The sequence below is a fragment of the Paenibacillus monticola genome, assembly GCF_009664975.1.
Classification (GTDB): Bacteria; Bacillota; Bacilli; order Paenibacillales; family Paenibacillaceae; genus Paenibacillus_AQ; species Paenibacillus_AQ monticola.
Map to the genome: position 1 here is coordinate 943,858 of NZ_WJXB01000002.1, position 22,222 is coordinate 966,079.

The 22,222-nt window shown below is 46.1% G+C and carries 20 protein-coding genes; 3 read left to right on the plus strand and 17 right to left on the minus strand.

The genetic code is table 11. The features are described from left to right. Nucleotides 1-5: 5 nt before the first annotated feature. From GJB61_RS08730 to GJB61_RS08770, 9 genes are all read right to left on the minus strand, one after another. Nucleotides 6-1,766 carry an ABC transporter ATP-binding protein gene (locus GJB61_RS08730; RefSeq protein ID WP_154118053.1) on the minus strand — a complete coding sequence of 587 codons (1,761 nt, stop codon included), beginning with the start codon at nt 1,764-1,766 and terminating at the stop codon, nt 6-8. 502 nt (nt 1,767-2,268) lie between these two features. Continuing rightward, entirely contained in the window at nt 2,269-3,666 is a 1,398-nt protein-coding gene (gene sufB, locus GJB61_RS08735; protein WP_154118054.1) for a Fe-S cluster assembly protein SufB, read from the minus strand. A 25-nt stretch (nt 3,667-3,691) separates the two neighbouring features. Beyond that, on the minus strand, nt 3,692-4,123 hold the full coding sequence (gene sufU / locus GJB61_RS08740; protein ID WP_154118055.1) for a Fe-S cluster assembly sulfur transfer protein SufU: 432 nt from the start codon (nt 4,121-4,123) through the stop codon (nt 3,692-3,694). After that, nucleotides 4,110-5,336: a cysteine desulfurase gene (locus tag GJB61_RS08745; RefSeq protein ID WP_154118056.1), complete on the minus strand. Its 1,227-nt coding sequence runs from the start codon at nt 5,334-5,336 to the stop codon at nt 4,110-4,112. Before GJB61_RS08745 ends, sufU begins: the two co-directional genes overlap by 14 nt. Then, entirely contained in the window at nt 5,333-6,634 is a 1,302-nt protein-coding gene (sufD, locus tag GJB61_RS08750) for a Fe-S cluster assembly protein SufD (RefSeq protein WP_154118057.1), read from the minus strand. Before sufD ends, GJB61_RS08745 begins: the two co-directional genes overlap by 4 nt. A 27-nt stretch (nt 6,635-6,661) precedes the next feature. Beyond that, nucleotides 6,662-7,444, minus strand: a complete 783-nt coding sequence (gene sufC / locus GJB61_RS08755) for a Fe-S cluster assembly ATPase SufC (protein ID WP_154118058.1) — start codon at nt 7,442-7,444, stop codon at nt 6,662-6,664. A 230-nt stretch (nt 7,445-7,674) separates the two neighbouring features. Beyond that, entirely contained in the window at nt 7,675-8,247 is a 573-nt protein-coding gene (locus GJB61_RS08760; protein WP_338115717.1) for a DUF1802 family protein, read from the minus strand. 163 nt (nt 8,248-8,410) lie between these two features. Next, complete coding sequence (locus tag GJB61_RS08765) at nt 8,411-8,872, minus strand: Dps family protein (protein WP_154118059.1); 462 nt, start codon at nt 8,870-8,872, stop codon at nt 8,411-8,413. 250 nt (nt 8,873-9,122) lie between these two features. Beyond that, a complete protein-coding gene (locus tag GJB61_RS08770) occupies nt 9,123-9,425 on the minus strand; it encodes a YunC family protein (protein WP_154118060.1) in 303 nt (100 codons plus the stop codon). Nucleotides 9,426-9,636: 211 nt separating this feature from the next. On the opposite strand from GJB61_RS08770, the gene GJB61_RS08775 reads away from it, so the two are divergent. Beyond that, complete coding sequence (locus GJB61_RS08775) at nt 9,637-10,140, plus strand: hypothetical protein (RefSeq protein ID WP_154118061.1); 504 nt, start codon at nt 9,637-9,639, stop codon at nt 10,138-10,140. Between the two features lie 92 nt (nt 10,141-10,232). On the opposite strand, the gene GJB61_RS08780 is transcribed toward GJB61_RS08775, so the two are convergent. After that, complete coding sequence (locus tag GJB61_RS08780; protein WP_154118062.1) at nt 10,233-10,616, minus strand: DUF423 domain-containing protein; 384 nt, start codon at nt 10,614-10,616, stop codon at nt 10,233-10,235. Nucleotides 10,617-10,786: 170 nt separating this feature from the next. Between GJB61_RS08780 and GJB61_RS08785 the strand changes: the two genes are divergently transcribed. Further along, nucleotides 10,787-11,200 carry a hypothetical protein gene (locus GJB61_RS08785; RefSeq protein ID WP_154118063.1) on the plus strand — a complete coding sequence of 138 codons (414 nt, stop codon included), beginning with the start codon at nt 10,787-10,789 and terminating at the stop codon, nt 11,198-11,200. 89 nt (nt 11,201-11,289) lie between these two features. Here the strand turns inward: GJB61_RS08785 and GJB61_RS08790 are convergent, their stop codons facing one another. Then, nucleotides 11,290-11,754 carry a hypothetical protein gene (locus tag GJB61_RS08790; protein WP_154118064.1) on the minus strand — a complete coding sequence of 155 codons (465 nt, stop codon included), beginning with the start codon at nt 11,752-11,754 and terminating at the stop codon, nt 11,290-11,292. Nucleotides 11,755-11,964: 210 nt separating this feature from the next. Between GJB61_RS08790 and yhbH the strand changes: the two genes are divergently transcribed. Continuing rightward, nucleotides 11,965-13,125 (plus strand): sporulation protein YhbH, encoded by a 1,161-nt coding sequence (yhbH, locus tag GJB61_RS08795; protein ID WP_154118204.1) that lies wholly within the window; start codon nt 11,965-11,967, stop codon nt 13,123-13,125. 76 nt (nt 13,126-13,201) lie between these two features. On the opposite strand, the gene melA is transcribed toward yhbH, so the two are convergent. The 6 genes from melA to GJB61_RS08825 all read right to left on the minus strand — a co-directional run bounded on the left by melA (nt 13,202) and on the right by GJB61_RS08825 (nt 21,653). Then, nucleotides 13,202-14,707 (minus strand): alpha-glucosidase/alpha-galactosidase, encoded by a 1,506-nt coding sequence (melA, locus tag GJB61_RS08800; protein WP_154118065.1) that lies wholly within the window; start codon nt 14,705-14,707, stop codon nt 13,202-13,204. 100 nt (nt 14,708-14,807) lie between these two features. Beyond that, nucleotides 14,808-15,737 (minus strand): AraC family transcriptional regulator, encoded by a 930-nt coding sequence (locus GJB61_RS08805; protein WP_338115729.1) that lies wholly within the window; start codon nt 15,735-15,737, stop codon nt 14,808-14,810. A 159-nt stretch (nt 15,738-15,896) separates the two neighbouring features. Continuing rightward, entirely contained in the window at nt 15,897-17,951 is a 2,055-nt protein-coding gene (locus tag GJB61_RS08810) for a methyl-accepting chemotaxis protein (protein WP_154118067.1), read from the minus strand. Between the two features lie 92 nt (nt 17,952-18,043). Continuing rightward, nucleotides 18,044-18,889 carry a sugar ABC transporter permease gene (locus tag GJB61_RS08815; protein WP_154118068.1) on the minus strand — a complete coding sequence of 282 codons (846 nt, stop codon included), beginning with the start codon at nt 18,887-18,889 and terminating at the stop codon, nt 18,044-18,046. Beyond that, nucleotides 18,886-20,199 (minus strand): carbohydrate ABC transporter permease, encoded by a 1,314-nt coding sequence (locus GJB61_RS08820; protein WP_154118069.1) that lies wholly within the window; start codon nt 20,197-20,199, stop codon nt 18,886-18,888. Before GJB61_RS08820 ends, GJB61_RS08815 begins: the two co-directional genes overlap by 4 nt. 110 nt (nt 20,200-20,309) lie before the next feature. Next, the gene (locus GJB61_RS08825; RefSeq protein WP_154118070.1) at nt 20,310-21,653 is read right to left on the minus strand and encodes a sugar ABC transporter substrate-binding protein; all 1,344 of its coding nucleotides are present in this window, start codon (nt 21,651-21,653) and stop codon (nt 20,310-20,312) included. Nucleotides 21,654-22,222 lie beyond the last annotated feature (569 nt).

Consider the following 22,222-nt stretch of genomic DNA (forward strand, 5'->3'; position numbering starts at 1 on the left):
CGGCCTCACTCCCCCTTTCTTCCGGTATCTCTTGCCAAATAATCAGCGTATTGAATCCGGTAGACATCTTGATAGGGACCGTGCACCTCGATAAGCTCTTTATGTGTACCTCGCTGAATCATCCGTCCTTCATTCATAACAATAATCAGATCGGCATGACGCAACGAGGAGATCCGGTGGGCAATAATAAGTGTTGTGCGTCCTCGCATAACCTCTTGAAAGCCCGCTTGAATCTCATGCTCCGTCTCCATATCAACAGCGCTGGTCGCATCATCGAGAATAAGAATCCGCGGGTTCTTCAGCAGAGCTCTAGCGATCGCAATCCGCTGCTTCTGTCCGCCGGAAAGACCCATTCCGCGTTCGCCTACAACTGTTTCGTACCCCTCCGGCATCTCCATAATGAACTCATGTGCTTTTGCTAATTCTGCAGCTCGGATGATCTCTTCCATCGTCACATTCTTCAGACCGTAGGATATATTATTGCGGATAGAGGAAGAGAACAGAAAGGTTTCCTGAAACACAGTTGCAATTTGCGAACGCAGGCTGCGAACATTGTATTCCCTGATATCAACACCATCCAGCGAGATACTCCCTTCATTAACGTCATAGGCGCGCATCATCAGCTGTGTAATCGTTGACTTACCGGAACCTGTTCCCCCGAGGAACCCGATGACTGCACCTGAGGCTGCTTCAAAATGAATATCTGTAACCGCTGGCATTTTGTTGCCATAAGCGAAGGTTACGTGATTAAATACCACATCTCCTTTGACTTCTGAAGCGATAAGTTCACGGGCAGTTTCTTGATCCTTCACATCAATCTGCTGGTTAAGCACCTGAAGCACACGTTCACCTGAAGCCTTGGACTGTGTGTAGTTATTAATATGGAAGCCGAGGCCCCATACGGGCCCGATAATATACCAGATCAAGCTGAAGAAGGCAACCAGTTCACCAAGCGACATTTCATGATTAATGACCAGCGTTCCGCCTACCCCCAGCAGAATCGCCACACTGACTGAAGCCAACAGCTCCATGACCGGGAAATATTTACTCCATAGCTCAGCGGCAAAAATTTGGTTATTCTTATAGCGTTCGTTACGGTGTGAGAACTTTTCTACCTCGTAGGCCTCTCTGGCGAACGATTTGACGGTCCGTACACCGGTTACATTCTCCTGAACAGCCGTGGTGAGCGAGCTCAGTGCAAGCCGCATCTCCTGAAAGGCCGGATGAATCTTGGACTCGAATCGAAAAGCTACAGCCGCCAAAAATGGCATGGTTATCAAAGTCACCAGTGTTAGCTTCCAATTGATCGTGAACATCATGATAGAACCAAAGAACACCATAAAAAATACGTTCAGTAGCTGGGCAAAGCCAAAACCAATAAATAAACGAATCGCTTCCAGATCCCCGGTCAGCCGGGACATCAAGTCACCTGTCTTGGCCGTATCATAATAACGGAAAGACAGAAACTGCAACTTCTCATAGCAGGCATTGCGCAACCGGTAGGCGAGAAAGTTGCCTAGCCGCCCGCCAAAAAATCCGTGTGCAAATTGCAGACACGCTTTTACGAATACTACAGCCAGTACACTGAGTGCCAATACTGGCACCTCTGTGAACTTCATGGGTACAATCACATCATCGATCAACCTTCTTAACAAGTTCGGGGTAATCAGCCCCACTGCAGTTGCCGCGGCCAAGCATACAATTGAAAGAATCAAAAAATGCAGCTTTTCCCGGTAAAAGCCCCGCAGTTGCCTGAGAACTTCCATATCTCTCCTCCTATAAGCTTTACGAAGTAAAGCTCACTTCGTAAGCATTGACTTAAGCTTTACGAAGGACTCGCTTCGTAAGCATTGACTTAAGCTTTACGAAGGGCTAGCTTCGCAAGCATTGATCTCGTCTGATACAGCATAGCTTACATCGTAAGCTATCCTTTTTAGCGCTTTCATTTTAGTGACTTTAAGCAGTTTATCATCCATAATTTAATGCGGCAAAGCGGAGAATGGACCATTTTCATCGGTTTATCGGAAAAAGCCCACTTAAGGCAGGGGAAATAGACGTATATATCTTTAATTGCTCCTTATTACTCGTAAATGCTGATGAATTATACTTAGGTACTAATTTGCTGATATCTCCCCAAGCTAAATCTGCCCTTTTTACGGATTTATTCCTATAATATTCTATTTAACGATCTTTTTATTTTGGAAAATAGCAAAACAAAAAGCGTATCCAGAATTCGGACACGCTTTTATAGGTATTATTTGTATATGATTAACCGATACTACCTTCCATCTCCATCTTGATCAGACGATTCATTTCTACTGCGTATTCCATCGGCAGCTCTTTGGTGAAGGGTTCAATGAAGCCCATTACGATCATTTGCGTTGCTTCGGCATCTGTCAGGCCACGGCTCATCAGATAAAACAACTGCTCTTCAGAAACCTTGGAGACCGTTGCTTCATGCTCAAGCGTAATGTTATCGTTCATGATCTCATTGTAAGGGATCGTATCCGAAGTGGATAGATTATCCATAATGAGCGTATCGCATTTAATATTCGACTTGGCACCATCCGCATTGCGGCCAAAGGAAGCAAGTCCACGGTAAGTAACTTTACCACCATGTTTGCTGATCGACTTCGACACAATTGTAGAAGTGGTATCAGGAGCCAGATGAATCATCTTAGCACCCGCATCCTGATGCTGGCCTTTACCTGCTACCGCGATGGAAAGCACTGATCCCTTAGCTCCACGGCCCTTAAGCACAACTGCCGGGTACTTCATGGTCAGCTTGGAGCCAATGTTGCCATCGACCCATTCCATCGTTGCGTTCTCTTCGGCAACTGCACGTTTGGTAACGAGGTTGTAGATGTTTGGTGCCCAGTTCTGAATCGTAGTATAACGTACACGCGCGTTCTTCATACACAGGATCTCAACAACTGCACTATGCAGGGAATTCGTGCTGTAGATTGGAGCTGTACAGCCCTCTACATAATGTACGAAGCTATCTTCGTCAGCAAGAATCAGGGTACGCTCGAATTGGCCCATGTTCTCGGAGTTGATACGGAAGTAAGCCTGCAAAGGCACCTCACATTTAACACCCTTAGGAACGTATATGAAGCTTCCGCCTGACCAGACCGCGCTGTTCAATGCAGCAAATTTATTATCAGCCGGAGGGATGATGGTTGCAAAATATTTGCGGAACAATTCCGGATATTCACGCAGTGCAGTATCTGTATCCGTGAAGATAACCCCTTGATCTTCCAGAGACTTTTGCATGCTGTGGTATACAACCTCGGACTCATATTGAGCCGAGACGCCAGCTAGGAACTTCTGTTCCGCCTCAGGGATACCCAGTTTATCAAACGTTTCCTTGATCTCGGAAGGTACTTCTTCCCAAGTTTTTCCTTGTTTCTCGGATGCTCGCACATAATACTGAATGTCCTCGAAATCCAGATCGTCCATGTTGCCGCCCCAATTAGGCATCGGCATCTTCCGGAACTGCTCCAGGGATTTCAGACGGAAATCCAGCATCCACTGAGGTTCGTTCTTGATTGCAGAAATTTCTCTAACAATTTCGGCCGTCAATCCTTTACCAGACTGGAATATCGACTTGTGCTCATCACGGAACCCGTATTGGTATTCCTCCATTTCAGGCGCTTTCTTAGCCATGGTGTCAGCCTCCTTGTTTCTGATGTTATTTGTGTTGCTGTTCTATATCTATTCCTTTACGAAGCGCGTTCCATGCCAGTGTGGCACATTTGATCCGCGCCGGAAATTTATTAACACCGGAAAGAGCCTCAATATCCTCATAATCTCCGAAGTCTACAGTCTCACCCTTCATCATAGAAGAGAAATGCTCAGCAAAGTCAAGTGCTTCCTTTACGGTTTTGCCTTTGACTGCTTCTGTCATCATGGAAGCCGACGACATGCTGATCGAGCAGCCTTCACCGCTATAACGGGCATCCTTGACGATTCCATCCTCTACTTTGAGCTGCAGCGTAATGCGATCGCCACAGGTCGGGTTATTCAGTTCGATCTTCAGGGCATCATCGTCGAATGAACCACGATTCCGGGGATTTTTATAATGATCCATAATTACGCGTCTATACAAATCATCCAAGTTCATAAGCGAAATACTCCTTTGTCTTGATTAAGGCAGCGACCAGCAGATCTATTTCACTCTCGTTGTTATACAGATAAAAGCTGGCCCGCGCCGTTGAGCTTACTTCCAGCCAGCGCATCAGTGGCTGACAGCAATGATGACCGGCACGGATCGCAATGCCTTCAGCATCCAATACCGTAGCCACATCATGGGGATGAACATCACCCAAATTGAAGGTTATTACGCCAACTTCACGGTTACGTGGACCATAAAGGCTCAGTCCACTGATTTCAGATAGTCGGTGCTCAGCGTATGCTGCAAGTTTGGTCTCGTGACGATGAATTTCATCCAATCCAATCTCCTGCAGGAAATCAATAGCTGCTCCGAGTCCGACAGCACCAGCAATAATGGGTGTACCTCCCTCGAATTTCCAGGGAAGCTCTTTCCAGGTAGACTCATAGAGACCGACATCGTCAATCATCTCTCCGCCGAACTCTACAGGTTCCATAGCCTCAAGCAACGCCTTCTTGCCGTAGAGAGCGCCAATACCGGTTGGAGCGAGCATCTTATGTCCCGATAGTGCATAGAAGTCACAATCAAGGTCCTGCACATCCACCTTCATATGTGGGGTGCTTTGTGCGCCATCCACAACGATGATTGCCCCATGACGATGAGCAATAGCAGCAAGTTCCTTAACTGGATGAGTGACTCCCATTACATTCGATACATAAGCAATAGCCACGATTTTGGTTTGATCCGTAATCGTCTTCTCGGCATCCACTAGTAGGATCGTTCCGTCCGGTTGAAGAGGTATATATTTCAAGGTCGCGCCAGTCTTCTTGGCTAGCTGCTGCCACGGAATAAGATTGCTGTGATGCTCCATCTGTGTAATGACGATCTCGTCGCCCTCACCGACCACTGAAGGGCCGTAAGAAGAAGCTACAATATTCAAAGCGGTTGTTGTCCCACGCGTAAAAATGATTTCCTGAGTACTGCGGGCGTTTATGAACTTAGCCAGCTTCTCCCGTGCTCCCTCATAAGCATCCGTTGCCCGGCTGCCCAGCGTATGAACACCACGGTGTACATTAGCGTTATCCCACTCGTAATACGACTTAACAGCCTCAATCACCTGCCGCGGCTTCTGCGAAGTAGCGGCATTATCCAGATAGACCAGCGGATGTCCGTTGATATTCTGATTCAATATGGGAAATTGCTCCCGGATAGAACTGCTGATCATTGGCCTAACTTCCTTTCCACCAGAGATTGGAGCTGTTTGCGCAGTCCCTCAAGTGGAATTTGTGACACAACGGGAGCCAGGAAGCCGTAAATGACAAGTGTTTCCGCATCATGCTTGGAAATTCCTCGTGACATCAAGTAATAGACTTGCTCAGGATTGACCTGCCCTACGGAAGCAGCGTGGCCTGCTGTAACATCATCTTCGTCAATAAGCAGAATCGGATTAGCATCTCCGCGAGCTTTTGGACTCAGCATGAGTACTTTTTCAGTCTGCTGGCCGTCTGCACGGGTTGCGCCTTTCTCGATTTTGGTGATGCCGTTGATAATGGAAGTAGCGGAATCACGCATAACCGCACGTGTGATCATATTACTTGGTGTATTTCTGCCAAAATGCTGCGCCTGTGTAGTGTAATTAAGCTTCTGTGCTCCAGAACCAACTGCGATTACTTTGGCATTGGAAGAAGAACCGTTGCCTTTAAGCACTGACTTCGTATCACTCGCTGTATTGCCGTAGTTCATCTCACCGACAATCCAGTCGATCATTCCATCGTTCTCCACAACTGCACGGCGGTAAGTCACGTCTGTCGTGTCCTCACCCAGCTGATGTACGGAAGCGAATTGAACTTTGGCACCAGCCCCTACAAAAACTTCTACCGCACCATTGTGCAGCCCGGCTTCTGTTTTGTCGGATACATAGTTGTCAACATAAGTTACAGAGCTATTCGCTTCTGCAACAATTAGAATATGTGGAACAAATACGGCTTCTGCATCGTCTGTTAACAGAACTGCCTGTATTGGTGTGCTGACAATGACATTCTTCGGAACGTAGAGGAAGACTCCCCCACTCCACAATGCAGCATGAAGTGCTGCAATAGAATGCTCATCCGGCTGTACAGCCTTATGCAAATAACGCCGCACCAGATCACCATGCTTTTTAACCGCAGTCTGCAAATCCGTGAAAATAACGCCTTGCTCTGCAAGCTCAGGGGCTAATCTTGTATATACAACTTCCGAGTTACGTTGAATAATTAAGCTTCCTGCCTCTTGATCCTTAATTAGAGCAGCAATGGAAGCAGGTGCTTCATTCAGTGCTGTGAAGGCCTGACTTGCCTTGTAGGTTCCATAGGTATTTAAATTCCAACGATCAAGTTTCGTCTTTTCTAGTCGAGGCAGTGTAAGGCTAGCTGCCAATTCCAGTGCTTTCAAGCGACTTTCTTTCAGCCAGCCCGGTTCGCCGCTTCTCTGCGATAATTCGCTTAAGTGCTCAGCGTCCACTGGAAGAATGGTTTGTGTCGTCATAAGTGGTCTCCTCCTTCCCTGGCGTCTCTATGCTTCCTGTCCTACAGTTTCGTCTTCGATTCCGAGTTCCTCTTTAATCCACTCGTAGCCATCTGCTTCCAGACGCTGTGCAAGCTCTGGACCACCGGATTTCACGATTCTGCCCTGCATCATGACATGTACAAAATCAGGGGTAACATAGTTCAAAAGGCGTTGGTAATGGGTAATCACCAAGAAACCGCGACCTTCACTACGCATAGAGTTGACACCCTCAGCAACAATCTTTAATGCATCAATATCAAGGCCGGAGTCAATCTCGTCCAAAATAACGATTTTGGGGTCCAGCATCATCATTTGTAGAATCTCATTACGCTTCTTCTCTCCGCCGGAGAAACCTTCATTTAAGTAACGGTGCAGGAACTCAGGGTTCATATCAAGTTCCTTCATCTTGGCTTCCATCTGTCGGATAAAGCGGATCAGCGAAATTTCGCTTCCCTCTTCACGGCGGGAATTAATAGCACTGCGCAGGAAGTCGGAGTTCGTGACCCCGGAAATTTCACTTGGATATTGCATCGCCAGAAAAAGACCCGCACGTGCACGTTCGTCAACAGCCATCTCCAGTAGATTTTCGCCTTCCAGCGTAGCTGTACCTTCCGTAACTTCATACTTCGGATGGCCCATTAGGGCAGAAGCCAAAGTACTCTTACCTGTACCGTTTGGTCCCATGATGGCGTGAACTTCGCCACCTTTCATTTGAAGGTTAATCCCCTTCAAAATTTCTTTTCCTTCAATCGATGCTTTCAGTCCCTCAATGATAAATTCTGCGGCCATAATTAATATTCCCTCCATTGATCGATTTGCGAAATCAGAAAGCTGTATTTTAACAGGGTGTCCCTGATGCCAGCATAATTAGATTCTATATCACATTGTAATTATTATAAATTGAAACTCGTTGATTATCAATGATTCTCACTAATTTTATAACAAACAATGTTTTTTTACAAACATCTATTTGCAGATTTCAATACTTCAAGAGCGATAAAATCCTTTTATCAGGCTGATTATTCTGCTAATGCAGACTTTATAATATTAGTTTGCCGTTCGAACTCTTCATCACTGAGAACCGGACGAAATCCCCCAGCATCAGGTAGAGAGGTTAATTCTATCCATGAGCGGCAGCCAGAATATTCTGGAAGCACCTTAATCTCCAGCGGCTCTTCCAATATATAGACCCTAAGCAGCAGAACATGCAATGGTTCTGTGGCTTTCCAGCGTAATCTTTCGCTAGCCAAGCCTTGACTCCACATATGATAAGGGTAGAGCAGCTCCAATTGCTCCAAAGTACGGACTTCCAAATCTGCAACAGCCTCGGCATAAGCGTTCAGTCTGATCTTTGCTGCATTGGGTTGGTAAGCGACGAGAGATTGTTCGACATAGTGGCGGTCTTGTTCCTTCACCAGATCAGAGCGCTGATGCTCAAAGGTTGGATATAAGTAGAAAGAATGGCTCTTAAGCTCAAACCGCCGTGTCTCCTCCTCAATTCCGCCTTTACGAAGCACCATAATTTGTTTTCCTTCTATAAGTGCATCTATGGCCGATGCCCACTCTTTTAAAGCTACAGGATTAGTAATCACAGGGAAGCACTCCTCTCCATTGCATATCGTATTAAGATAATTAATTAGGATTATATCTCCTGCGGCAATCTTACGCGAAATTTACGAAAAAAGAAAAATAAAGCCTCCGTATTAGGGAGGCTTTATTGACTACATATAGTGCTATTGCATGAAAAATATTTATTCAGCCCAAGAATGAACGCAGCATCCATTGATGTTTCTCGAAATCGCTACGGGTCTTGATGAACAGATCTGCTGTAGGCTGATCCGTTACTTGTTCCGCAAGCTCAATGCCTTCGGTCAACTCCTCGGAGATCGTTGCAAAGTCTTCAATAAGACTCTGAACCATTCCCCTTGCGTCTTCTTTACCAGTAGCTTCTTGAATCGTGGAAAGTTCCAAATATTCTTTCATAGTGGCTGCGGGGCTGCCTTTGATGCTTAACAGCCGTTCGGCTACCTCGTCCATTTTGACTGTAACTTCATCATACAAATTTTCGAATTTTACGTGAAGGGAGAAGAATTGCTCACCTTTAACGTACCAGTGGAAATTATGAATCTTAACATACAATACATTCAAGTTTGCGACCTGACGATTCAGAACTTGCTCCAGAGAAGCAGTATTTACTTTGTTAGATGCCTTAGTCATAATAATTATCCCTTCCTTATCCTTAATTTAGCCGGCTGTATTATTATCAGTTCGGCCTTAGAGTTGTCTATACTCATTTTACCCTCCATGAACTAAGACGAAACAAAAAGTTGGCAATCCTAGTTTCTACTAAGATACCCTGCATTATGCTCTGTTCAAAAAATTATATTGTTACACCTATGCTTTCTTATATTCATGAAAAAGAGGCCCTTAGGCCTCTTACATTTTACAAAATATTGAATTTTTCTAATTACAGCATTCGAAGCAGCGCGTCTACGCCGCTCATACCCGGGACAATTCCAAGACATTCCGCTTCTATAGTAACAGACTCCATCGGGGCAGCCAGCAGCTGCGACAATGTACGCACCCCCACAGCACGTGCAGCTATGATATGTCGGTCACTGAGCTGCTCATTAAGCAGTCCTACATCCAATGCACCACACATAATATACCCGCGGCTTGTGCTTATGGTAAGCAGCGTTGTTTTCGGCAACTTAACCTCAACACCGACCAGAGTATGATCACCTACCTTAATAGGTTCTATGGTAACCAATACCAGCACCTCCCAATTTCGTGATTCTCGATGTATGTGTATGCGTCTCCTCCTGGTAATGTGTGGACTATAAACCTATACCTACGAGGATAAATGGTTCCCAAGTACTAATAGCTTATTTACAGGTATATGATTATTTCCAATTTAATGATATAGTTTATCTACTTTCTTACATCTGTAATGTCGTTTATAACGAAAAGCTGGGGGATTTATGGACAAAAAACTACAAAACATAGACGGCAACTATCTCTTTAACGTCGACATCCTGATTAATGCCCGTACCAACCCGCTTGCATTGCAATATTTGCTTGAAATGTTGAACAGCAATGACAAAACAACTGATTTCAACATTAATTCAGGTATTGAATTGGGTAGAACCATTGATAATCTTCTACGCTCTGCCAAATTGGTCATTAAGCAAGAAGCCGCTTCTGCCCATCCATTAAAAATACCAATGAAAGACTCCAAACAGCAAGCAGAACAACCTCCAACACAGCGCGTAATAGAAACACCAGCCGATGCCTATGGTAAGATCCGTGAATATATTCAAAATAAACAACTAGTTCGCCTCAGAACAAATCGTCATGGCAAGCAAGTGTCCATGCCCTGCCGTATTTTGAATTTTGATGAAGCTGCCAACTCGCTGAGTGTTTATCATGTGGATGAGAAACAGGTCTATACCTTCAACTTGAATGAGATCGACGAATTTCTGTAAGCGAACACAAGCAAACAAGCACCCTCCTTTTTATTCCAAGGATAGGGTGCTTGTTCTTTTTCGGGCAGTTATTCACAAGTGCAATATCCGGCTTAGGTCTCGGCTCTGCGTGAGAATGCCTCCACGACCAGAAAAATCCAGCCGGCAATAAAGCATACTCCCCCAAGCGGCGTGATCGCTCCCAGTACCTTAACACCAGTAATGCTCAGAACATATAAGCTTCCAGAAAATAGTACGATACCACTGCACAGAAGCCAACCCGCCCAGCGCAATCGTGTGCTTTCTCCCCACTGCCCCACCACAAGTGCAATCAGAATCAGTCCCAGCGCATGGATCATCTGATAATGCACGCCAGTCTCATACACCTGCATGTAATCCTCACTGATGATCGATTTCAGCATATGTGCACCAAAGGCACCAATAGCTACACCCAGCATAGCCAGTAATGCTCCCCAAGCCATAAATGTTCGTTGCATGTTATACAGCTCCTCATGTTGGACTTTTCCTATCTTAACGTATCGGCAGGTCTTATTTCCAGCAGACCGGGTAATAAATTGCAAATTCTTCCGGCTAAAGCTTGCATTTACAGTCTCAATATGAAAAAGTGAATATTAACTATTCATTCTACTCTCAAGGAGTGCTGCTTATGGACTACGATTCTTTGTCGAAATCAGATTCACCCGAACCACCCTACGTCTATGAAGAGATGAAGCAGAACTTTAAACATTCAGGACCAGGCATTGCTTCTTTCGTCATCAGCGTAGTAACGATTCTTGGCTACGCTGTTTCCTTCTTACTTGTAGGCGGAATGGCATCTTCCATCATGAATGAGGCAGGTAATTTATCAACCGATTCATCGCAAAGTCTTATGTTCTTGGGACTATCCGTTCTGGTCCTTGCTGCCCTTAATGTAATCGGGGTAGTCATCGGTATTATCGGTATTTCCCTGCGGAAGCGTCGCAAAGTATTTGGAATTATCGGCACAATCATCAACGGGCTTATTATTTTACTCTTTATGCTGCTTGTTGCTGCAGTATTGGTGAACGCCGGGGCAGTTTAAGACAATCTAATCCACAAATAACCTCTCCTTTGATAAATGGTTGATACTGCTGCCATTTTACAAAGTGAGAGGTTATTTATGTTGTACTATTATCGGTTAAGAATAAGCTTCGAGAGCACCCGTTGCTTGACAGTTGCATCGCCTGGCACGGATTTTTCCACATATTCAAAAGTTACGGGGTCATCCGTATTCAAGGAATCCAGTGCGCTCTCAGTACCTGCTCCCAGCTCAAAGGTAGTTGCACCTTCGGCAGTTTTGATTTCGACGGAATGATTATCAATTTGGCCCACGTAATTGCCTGTACCTTTTATTACCTTCTCTTCGTCTTTCGGGGACAGGCTTGGCGCTGCCGTGACGGAAATAGGGGGCTCCGTAGCTACAGGAGAAGGAGATACAATAATAGCACTCTCTGTAGGGGCCGGAGAACTAGTAGCAGTAGCTGAAGCAGTGGCTGTTATGGGTGCTGCTGCCGGAGTGTTCCCGCCGCAAGCGGTCAAAACCAGCCCAAATACAGCGACTGCTGCTATTGCAGATAAAGAACGTTGGTGTTTCATGTTGACTGCCTCCTCCAATGGGGTACGGTACTTTCAGAACGTACTGGCTTATCCTTATAAACGTTTAAACCACGCATGAGGTTGCAAAAGAATTACTTGGGGACATTCATTCAGGGAGTTTATACTTTCTTCCATTCTCACATATCCCCCCTCCCCATGAATATACTTTAGTTACAACTACCGATTTATATTCCATAGGAGGTGGTCATCCTGTCGCAATCATCCGGTCCTTTTTCCTTCGTCGTATCAAAAGAAGACTGGTCCCTTCACCGCAAAGGCCATCAGGATCAGGAACGTCATCAGCAGAAGGTCAGAGAAGCCATCAAGGATAATTTGCCTGACTTGGTTACTGAAGAGAACATTATCATGTCTGACGGCAAACAAATCGTCAAGGTGCCGATTCGCAGTCTGGATGAGTACCGGATCATTTACAACTACCGTAAACAAAAGCATGTGGGTCAGGGAGACGGTGACAGCCAGGTTGGCGATGTGCTCGGGCGGGATTCGCAATCAGCACAACCGGGCAAAGGAGATAAGGCCGGTGATCAACCCGGACAGGATACAGTCGAAGCAGAAGTTGACCTGGAAGATCTGGAAGACATTCTGTTTCAGGATATGGAGTTGCCTCATCTAAAACCCAAGGATAAAGAACAAATTGAGGTCAAATCCATTACCTTCAACGATATTCGCAAAAAAGGCATGATGTCCAACATCGACAAAAAGCGTACCTTGCTGGAAAATCTACGGCGCAATTCTAGTAAAGGTACGCCTGGCATTCACAGCATCAGCCCCGACGATTTGCGCTACAAAACATGGGATGACATTACCATTCCTCATTCCAACGCCGTTATTATTGCGATGATGGATACTTCAGGCTCCATGGGATCTTTTGAAAAATACTGCGCCCGCAGCTTCTTTTTCTGGATGACCCGCTTTCTGCGCCGCCAGTATGAGAAGGTAGAGATTGTTTTTCTTGCCCATCATACGGAGGCCAAGGAGGTCAGTGAGCATGATTTCTTCACCCGCGGCGAGAGCGGCGGCACCATCTGCTCCTCGGCGTACCAGAAAGCATTGGACATTATCGACGCTCGCTATCCGCCTGCCCAGTATAACATCTACCCTTTCCACTTCTCCGATGGCGATAACCTAACTTCTGACAACGAACGCTGCGTCAAGTTGATTGGAGAACTGCTGAAAGTAAGCAACATGTTCGGCTATGGCGAAGTGAACCAATACAACCGCAGCAGCACTCTGATGTCCGCCTACCGCCATCTGAAGCATGAACAGTTCATGCATTATGTCATCAAGGATAAAAAGGAAGTATATCAGGCGCTCAAAACCTTCTTCGCGGCAAAAAGTGGTACAGCGTAAACGCAAAACCTCCACATCCCAGCAGGGTGTGGAGGTTCTTTGCGATAAAACTTTGTGACAAATGCACATTCAATACCTATTGAACCTTTTCGCGGTCCTTGCCCTTGTCGGATTCTCCGGCATTTTTATTCGCTGCATCACGGTCCTGCTTCATTTCATCAACCGTCTTGACCTTCAGACGGGCTGCACCTTCGTTATTAGTCAGGGTCGGAACAAGCTCCCCTGAGGCCAGCCGCACTTTCGCTGCTGCAATTGCCTTCCCGTATTGAGGCAGCCAATGCTCTCCGGCAACGAGCATCTCGTCAACCATCTGCCAAATTTCCTTAGGATTACATACCGCACCCACGAGTGGATCCATCATAAAGGCCTGGCGCAGCAGTAAGTCATCTCCATGTACAGCAGCCTCGACGGCTAAGCGCTGTACAGAAATGCTAACGTTGCACACAGCGGCCAGCCCAAGCGGCAGTTCTCCCACGAGTGCCATGGAAATCCCATTATGGTCCACATAACCCGGAGCTTCAATAATCGCATCATCCGGCAGGTTGGCAATTACACCATTGTTCACCACGTTAAAATGGCCTCTGTAGACTCTGCCTGTTTCTAAACCTTCTATAATAAAAGAGCCGTGTTCTTCACCACGATTCTCCGCAGTATACTCCAGCGCCGGGTCTTGCATCCAGTTCGGAAAATCGGTCTCGAACCAATTACGGCCTTCTGTACAAACCCGTAAATACCCACCCGTTTCTCCGTTAATCCAGCTTCCCAGGTCAATCCAGTCCATAATCTCGGCGCTGCGTTTGCGGTACCATGGTACATATTCGCTTAGATGACCGTTCGATTCTGTGCTGTAATACCCAAAACGACGCAGCATATCGATGCGCACCTTTTCCGTACGACTGAATTCGGGGTGCTTCTCAAAAGCTTCGAGCAAGCCTGCCGTCAGATCCTTGCCCTGATGCTTCGCTGAAATATACCAGGTCTGATGATTAATCCCCGCACAGATAATATCCACTTCGGCTTTGTTCAATCCATAGACATCGGCAATCTGCTGATGCCCATGCTGGACTCCATGACAGAGTCCAATCGTCCGCACACCGCCATATTTATTGCAAGCCCAGGTCAGCATAGCCATCGGATTCGAATAATTAAGCAGCAATACATCAGGCGAAGCCATCTCTCTAATGTCACGACAAATGTCCAGCATCTCGGCAATTCCGCGCTGCCCGTACATAATGCCTCCGGCACAAAGGGTGTCGCCTACACACTGATCCACACCATACTTCAGCGGAATGTCCACATCAGTAGCGAAAGCCTCAAGTCCGCCCAGACGGATGGTACAAAATACGTACTTGGCATCCTTCAGCGCTTCTCTGCGGTTAGTTGTCGGCTGAATCTTTATATTTAGGCCATTCTCTTGAATATCCCGCTGGCATAGCTCAGTGACCATCTCCAGATTATGGCTGTTAATGTCCATAAACGAGACTTCAATCTCTTGGAATTCCTTTACTGTCAGCAGGTCACGCAGCAATCCACGCGTAAAGCCAATGCTGCCCGCCCCGATAAAAACTACTTTAAAAGACATCGATATCATCCTCCGGTCATGAATGGATTGTACTCATCCATTGTAGCAAGGGAGCTTGGGGAAGCGTAACCAATATCATGACCAGTTTGGATTAATCGTGTCAAATATCCTCACTATCTTTTTGAATATCCTGCTGGCTGTAACTCCAGGAATGGCGTTCGATGGAATGACGGTATTCTACAGGAGTGCAATCGGTGTACTTTTTAAAAAGAAGATGGAAATATTGTCGGCTATTAATGCCCACATAATCAGCAATCTCGGCAATCGGGATATCACTTTGGCCCAACAGCATCTTAGCCTTCTCCATCCGCAGCATTGTTAAATAATCGGTCAGGGTCCGTCCGGTATGTGTCTTGAAAATTCGGTGCAAGTACCCGGAATGCAGGTTGACTGCTGCAGCGATATCCTTCACCTGAATATTTTGATCATAATTCTGATGCAGAAATTCGATGCTTCGCCGCACATAGAGCTGCGTTGGCTGTTGGCTCATATGCAGCTGTTCCGAGCGCTGTCTGGATAACCGCAACAGTAGCTCACAGAACAACAGATGAACCATACTTCCCCCGTCAGTCCCGCGCTGATCTAGTTCAAGCACCAGTCCCTTCAGAACGTGATAGATCTCCTCTGGATCAGTCAACACCAGACTGGTAAAGGGAGTCTGCAGCAGTTCGGCTAGCATTCTTTCTTCTTGGGCCAACTTGCCGATGGACGGAGCGACCCCTTTATATTTCGTAAATCCAAATTCCACATTGAGCATCCGGCAGGGAATCCCCTCTTCCACGATTAGCCTATGCGGGACATTAGCATCCAGAATGATCAGCTCACCTCGCTTCAGCCGGTAGTTCTGCTCATGCCCTACGTTTGATCTGACTTCAACGACGCAGCTCCCTGAGATGAGATACATAATTTCCGTCGAGTTGTGCTGATGGTAAGACATCGTGTAATTATTCCATTGCTTATAGTAGTAGGCAAAAAAATGCGGACTGTAATCTGCATCCAGCAATGCCTGCTGAAAGAGGCTTCCGCTAATGTTTGGCAAGCTCCTCTCCCCCTTTCCTAGCTTGTATTAACTCAAGTGTAGCCTTCAAGAGAGAGCCAGACAAGGGAACATGATTGTAAAAAGCACAAACAGGCCTCCGCATTCCGTGATTTCCCTACGGAGTGCGAAGGCCCAGCAGTTAACTGTATTTTACACATGAAAAGATATGAGAGATTGCTTCAGGTCTTCAGCCAAACCTTCCAACTTAGCGGATAGGACTACCAGTTCCTCGCTGACAATAAATTGCTGTGAGGACATAGAGGCTACTTCCTGCGTTGAAGCATTGGTTTGTTGCACAACTGAACTGACGCTGGCCATCGATTCACCCAAACGCTGCTGGAACTCTATCAGTTCAAGTATCGAAGCAGAGGAGTGTCCAATGTGTCCGATGAAAAGCTCCATCTCCTTTTTGACACTTTCAAATATCGTTGAAGACTCCCGTACGGAGGAGATTTGCTCGCGGAACAGCGGTGCTGCCTCATTAACAACCTTGGCTGTATCTTCAATATTCCGGCCGATCTCCTCTGTAATCTTGGAAACGGACTCGATGGACTGATTGGATTGGTTGGCAAGCTGGCGGATTTCATCAGCAATCACAATAAACCCTCTGCCGGCCACACCTGCTCTAACCGCTTCGATTGAAGCATTAAGCGCTAGGATGTTTGTCTGCTTGTTCACGGCAATCATCGGGTGCAGAATGCTGCGAATTAGATGCGTACTTTCTCGCAGCTTGGTGGAATTCTCTTGAATAAGGTTCATCATATCCATCGTAGACTCACTTTGCTTCACCAATAGCTTCATTAACTCAGTGCCTTGATTACTGACAGTTATGACCGACTCTGCCGAGGAATCCAGCACTGTATTCATTTCGGCAACTTCATTCATCTTGCCACCCATAATTTCCACATTACGGTTGCTATTCTCTGCCTCTGCTGCCAAAGTGACTGCTCCCTGGGCAATCTCGCCAGTGGCCATTGCAACCTCTCTGGCATGCAGTGAGGTTGTCCCCGAGGCAGCAACCAATTGCTCTGAAGTAGCCAGCACCTCTTCCGCTGAACTGTTGCTCTGTGCAGCAAGCCGTGAGATCTGCTCCATCATATTGTTAAAGCTCTGGCCGAGCCGCCCGATCTCATCCTGGCTTTTGAAGCGGGTACGTACCTGAAGATTGCCCTTCTCTCCCTCTTCCATCAATTCAGCCAACTTGCCGAGCGGACGGCCGATTAAGCGCACCAGCATGTACCCGATAAATACCGCTATTACGGCTGCCGCAAGCACCACCGATAACGTTATGTACAGAAGTTTCCCTGCAGCTGCAGTGAAATCACTGACCGGAGCATAACCCATCAATGTCCATTTCGCAATTGACAGCGGCTGATACACTACGAGCTGAGAGTCGCCATGCTCATCAGTGGCTGTGAAGGAATGATTCTCCTGCTTGGACTGCTCTGCTCCAATCTGGATAAATGAGGACTGGCCGAGCAGAGCATCATCATCTCCATAGACGATATCTCCGTCGGGAGAAAGAATACGAATCTCACCCGCAAGTCCAATATGCAAATTGGACAGCACATCGGTCAGCGCCTTCCCTTTGATCTCGATCAGCATATAATACTCCGCATCAGGATGCTGGATATTCCGCAACAGTCTGCCCATGGTGAGCGAGGATTCGCTATACGCATCAAAGAAGCCCTTGGGGCGGACCGGGAACCAAACCGGATTCCCCTTGGCAGCTGTAATTTGCTTCATTCTATCGAGAACGCCCTCATCACTGCGCACCGAACTCGTGCCTGTTGATTTATAAGACTCGGCATCGACCAGACTCTTGGCTACCAGCCGGATGCCGAACAGGCGCTCATCCGAACCTTTTACCGAATCCAGCTTTCTGCGTATCCGATCTTCGGCCGCTGTCTTCGCCACCGTAGTAGCTCCAGAACTATTAACAGCCTCCATATCGGCCTTCAATACGGGATCTACTGCAAATTGCCTGGAAAGTGCCTCATATTCAGCAAGTAGAAAATCAAGTTTATCTGCCGCCTGCAGCGCAGATTGTGAGGATGCAGTGGCTACCTCATCCGTAATAATTCCTTTGGCTGCATAATATGAAGTCAAACCCAATACGGAGGTTAGCAGCACTATGGTACAGAACAAAATAACGAACAGCTTTACACCAACTGATCTGAAATGGTAATTCCGTAACCGTCTCATTATTCTATCTCCTCATACAAAATAAGGGTACAGCCCCTCCCATAATGCGTAAGGCTGTACCCAGTTTAAGCTGTCTAGCGTGTAGGTGAAAATTACCCTTTGCTGGCACCTGCAGTCAAGCCGTCTACGAGGAGACGTTGCAGGAAAATGAACAGAATCATAATCGGCACGGCAATCAGTACGGCACCTGCCGCAAAGAGTGTAAAGTTGGTGTTCTGATTACCATTAACCATATCCCACATGCCAACAGCGACGGTCCAATTTTCTTTGGAACGCAAAATGAGTCGGGCAAAGATGAAGTCTACCCATGGGCCGACAAACTGGGTCAGTGCCATATAGGTGATCATCGGACGTGACAAAGGAAGTATAATACGCATGAATATGCCAAAATTACTCGCTCCATCTATCCGGGCAGCCTCATCCAGCGAACGGGGAATCGTATCGAGAAAGCCTTTAGCGATAAAGGTCCCCCCCAGCGGCGCACCCGCTGCATATACGATGATCAGGGCCAAATGCGTATCCAGCAGATGAAATTCTTTTAGCAGTAAATATATCGCAATCATGCTCATAAAGCCCGGGAACATCCCGAGAATCAGGACGGTTGAGAGCGCCGTTTTACGTGCCTTAAAGCGGAATCTGGATACTGCATAACTTGTCAGCAGTGTCAGCACCACACCGATAAGCATCGAGCAGATGGCGATCTTCAGTGTATTGGCATACCAGGTTCCAAACATATAGACCGGCGAGGTAAACAGTTCTGTGTAATGAGCGAAGGTGAAATGTTCAGGAATCAGGGTCTTACTGTACAAGGATTTACCAGGCCGGAAGGACGCCAAAAGGATCCATAAAGCCGGGTACAGCGCTGTTATTGCCAGTCCTATTAATACAATATAACTGACCGATAAACGAAGCAGGTTAGCGATTTTGCGTCCACTCATTGGATCATGTCCTCCTCTTTAAATGATTTGGTCCGGCGGTAATTGTACAGGGAGAATGAAGCGATGATCACGAAAATAATGATCCCTATGGCCGAAGCCATACTGTATTTATTCTGATCCAGTGTCAATTTATACAGCCAGGTTACCAACAGGTCCGTTGAACCTGCATATTGGTAATCACCATTTACCGGATTACCTGCGGTCAAGAGGAAGATGGCGTTAAAATTGTTAATATTGCCGGCAAACTGAGTGATTAGGGTTGGGGCCGTTGAGAATAGCACCAGCGGCAAGGTTACAATTTTGAACTTTTGGTAAGCAGTAGCTCCATCCACCTCGGCTGCCTCATACATATCCCGGGGAATTGTAGTGAGCACACCCATAATAAGTAGCATAGAGACCGGAATCCCTACCCACATGTTGACGACAATAACCGTAACCTTTGCCCACATCGGATCAGTCAGCCAAGGCAGCCCTCCCAGTCCGAAATACCCCAGATACTGGTTAATCGGTCCGAATTGACCGTTAAACAAATTGCGCATGAGCAGAAGGGAGATCAGTTGGGGTATGGCATAAGGCACAATCAGAATCGCTCTCCATACACCTTTGAACCGAATCCCCTTCTGGCTGATCAGTAGTGCAACAAGTAAACCACCAAAATAAGTAGTAATCGTAGATAAAACGGCCCAGACGATGGTCCAGGTTAGTACTCCATAGAAGGTGTGACTCCACGTCTTGAGCACAAGTAAATTGCGGAAGGTCTCAAACCCGACCCAATCCACCAGCTTAGCTGGAGGCATATGATCCGGCGCAGAATAGTTCGTAAATGCCAGCATGATCATGAAAATGATCGGCATCACGGTAAAGAACAATATTCCGATACCCGGCAGGATCAAGAAGGTTTGGGCGAATTTATAATCCAGAATATAACGAACCGTTTTGGGGAACGAATTCGCTTGAAGACCGGCTTCGCGTTCTGCACCAATCTTGTAAGCATCTTTAATGTTCATATACCAAGCGATCAGGACTAGAATAAGAATAAGAATGGTGATCAAGCTTTGAATCAGTATGTAAATGGAGTGATCACCGGTAACCATTTTGGCGATACCATTTACTTTCTTCAGACGGCTGGGTGTATCTCCAAGAGATAGCGTTCCCCATACTGCTCTACCTAGATTTTCGATAAAATAAAAAAGCGCTATAGCTTCTACGGCTAGAAAAATTAAACCTTTGATGAATTGGCGGTTATATATTTGTCCCAATCCCATAAACAACGTTGACAGTATTGCGGCTCTCGTACGGTGTTGTTGCATTTCCCTTCCGTTCTCCTCTCCACGCGAAACCATAAAAACCGCCTGCCGCTAACCATGCGGCGGGCGATTGTGATCTCACTTTATGCTGTTAGTGCATTGATCGAACACTGTTATTGAGCCGCTGCTCCGTTATTCAAATCCTTGATTTGTTCAACCGCTTTTTCCATTGCGGCTTTAGGGTCAGCATTGTTATCCCAAATTTCTGGAAGTGCTGCATTTACAGGACTCCAAACATTGCCCATTTCAGGAATGGATGGCATCGGCTGAGAGTTCTTCGCTTGCTCTGCAAAAGCCGATACGAACGGATCACCTGTAATTTGTGCATCTTGAAGGGCTTCGTTATTGGTTGGAACCGATCCGATCAATTTGTTTAACACAAGCTGAGCATCTTTGCTGGAAGCAAAATGTGCATATAATTTAGCTGCATTCGGGTATTGAGAATAAGCATTAACACCAAAGATTTTGATACCCGAGAAAGTAATTGCCGTTTTACCGTCAATTGTTGGGATTGGAGCAATACCGAGATTGTCGCCCAGTGCTTCTTTGTATCCTGCCAACTCCCAAGGACCTGTAATATCCATGGCTACATCACCAGTGTTGAACAAACTACGTTTGATATCAGCATTGATATCACCGCTCTTGATCGGCAATACTTCTTTCAACTTGACAAAAGTTTTCAATCCTTGAATAGCACCATCCGATGTCAAACCGATATCATCCTTGTTCGTGCCGTTGTCCCCGAAGAGATATCCGCCACCAGTAGCGATGAAAGGATAGTCGTAGTACATGTTGCCGACTTCCCACATAATTCCGTATCTATTCTTGGATTTATCAGTGAACGTTTTGCTGAAAGCAATAACGTCATCGAAGGATTTCGGAGCTTCTTTTACTAAAGATTTATTGTAGTACAGGGCATAAGTTTCGGCCGCTCTAGGGTAACCGTATAATTCACCATCATAAGAAGAACCTACGATAGAGGCTTCAGTGTTGTCAGCTTTCGTCTCTTCACCGAAGATATCATTTGGAAGAAGCAAGCTTGCACTTGCAGCTTTACCCAAGTTATCATGCGGAATAAGAACAACGTCTGCAGCCAAGCCCGAAGGACCATCCTGAGAAAGCTTAGTCACTTGATCCGGTGGTGCTACTTCTTCGATCTTTACTGGAACGTTATATTTTGCGGTAAATTGCTTGGAGATTTCTTCAGCAAAAGGTCTTTCCTCTTTACTTTCCCAGATGGTCAGCGTTGCGCCGTCTTCTGGTACAATTTCATCCGCTGCTGTGGAACTAACGTTGTTGGTGCCTGCATTGTCTGTTGTTGCATTGTCTGCAGGTGCATTAGTTGCGTTTGCTGCGTTACCCCCGTTGTTATTCGCATTGTTGTTGGAGCCGCATGCCGTAATGGACAGAGCCATAGAGAACGCTGCGGTGAGAACCATGAGTTTTTTCAACTTCATTAATTTAACCCCTCCTAATTTGACAAACAAATATTATGTAGCACTGCCATACAGAGACTTGCGCAAACGATTTCAGGAGAGATCAAAAAAATATTCATTTCACCTTTGTTCACTTCCATAATCGCTTCAACAAGTTCTAGAAAGCGCTTCATTCATGAATACATCATACAACAGTACTCTTTGATTGTAAAAACGTTTGCACATAGTGTATTCGGTCATATTACCTAAATATATCGTCAATATAGTCCATTATCTCGTTATTTCACAGGATATTTCTAATTTACGCGTACTTTTCATGATCGCCGCCAAAAGTAAGCGCTTTATAAGTCTCTTTTTAGTCCAAAAAGCGCTAAGTAATGGAATTACTCGCCTTTCGGATACACAATTCGCACCTTAGACTATGTCCAAATTTGCGCAACTGTTTGTACAAAACTATTGAACCTGCTAATATTCCATGCTATAATCCAAATCGTCAAGGTTTACACCTATACAGCACACTGACAACTCAGCCTCTGCTTCATACAACTAAAAGGCAATGTTACTTATGACAGGTACAACCTCGGCCCGCT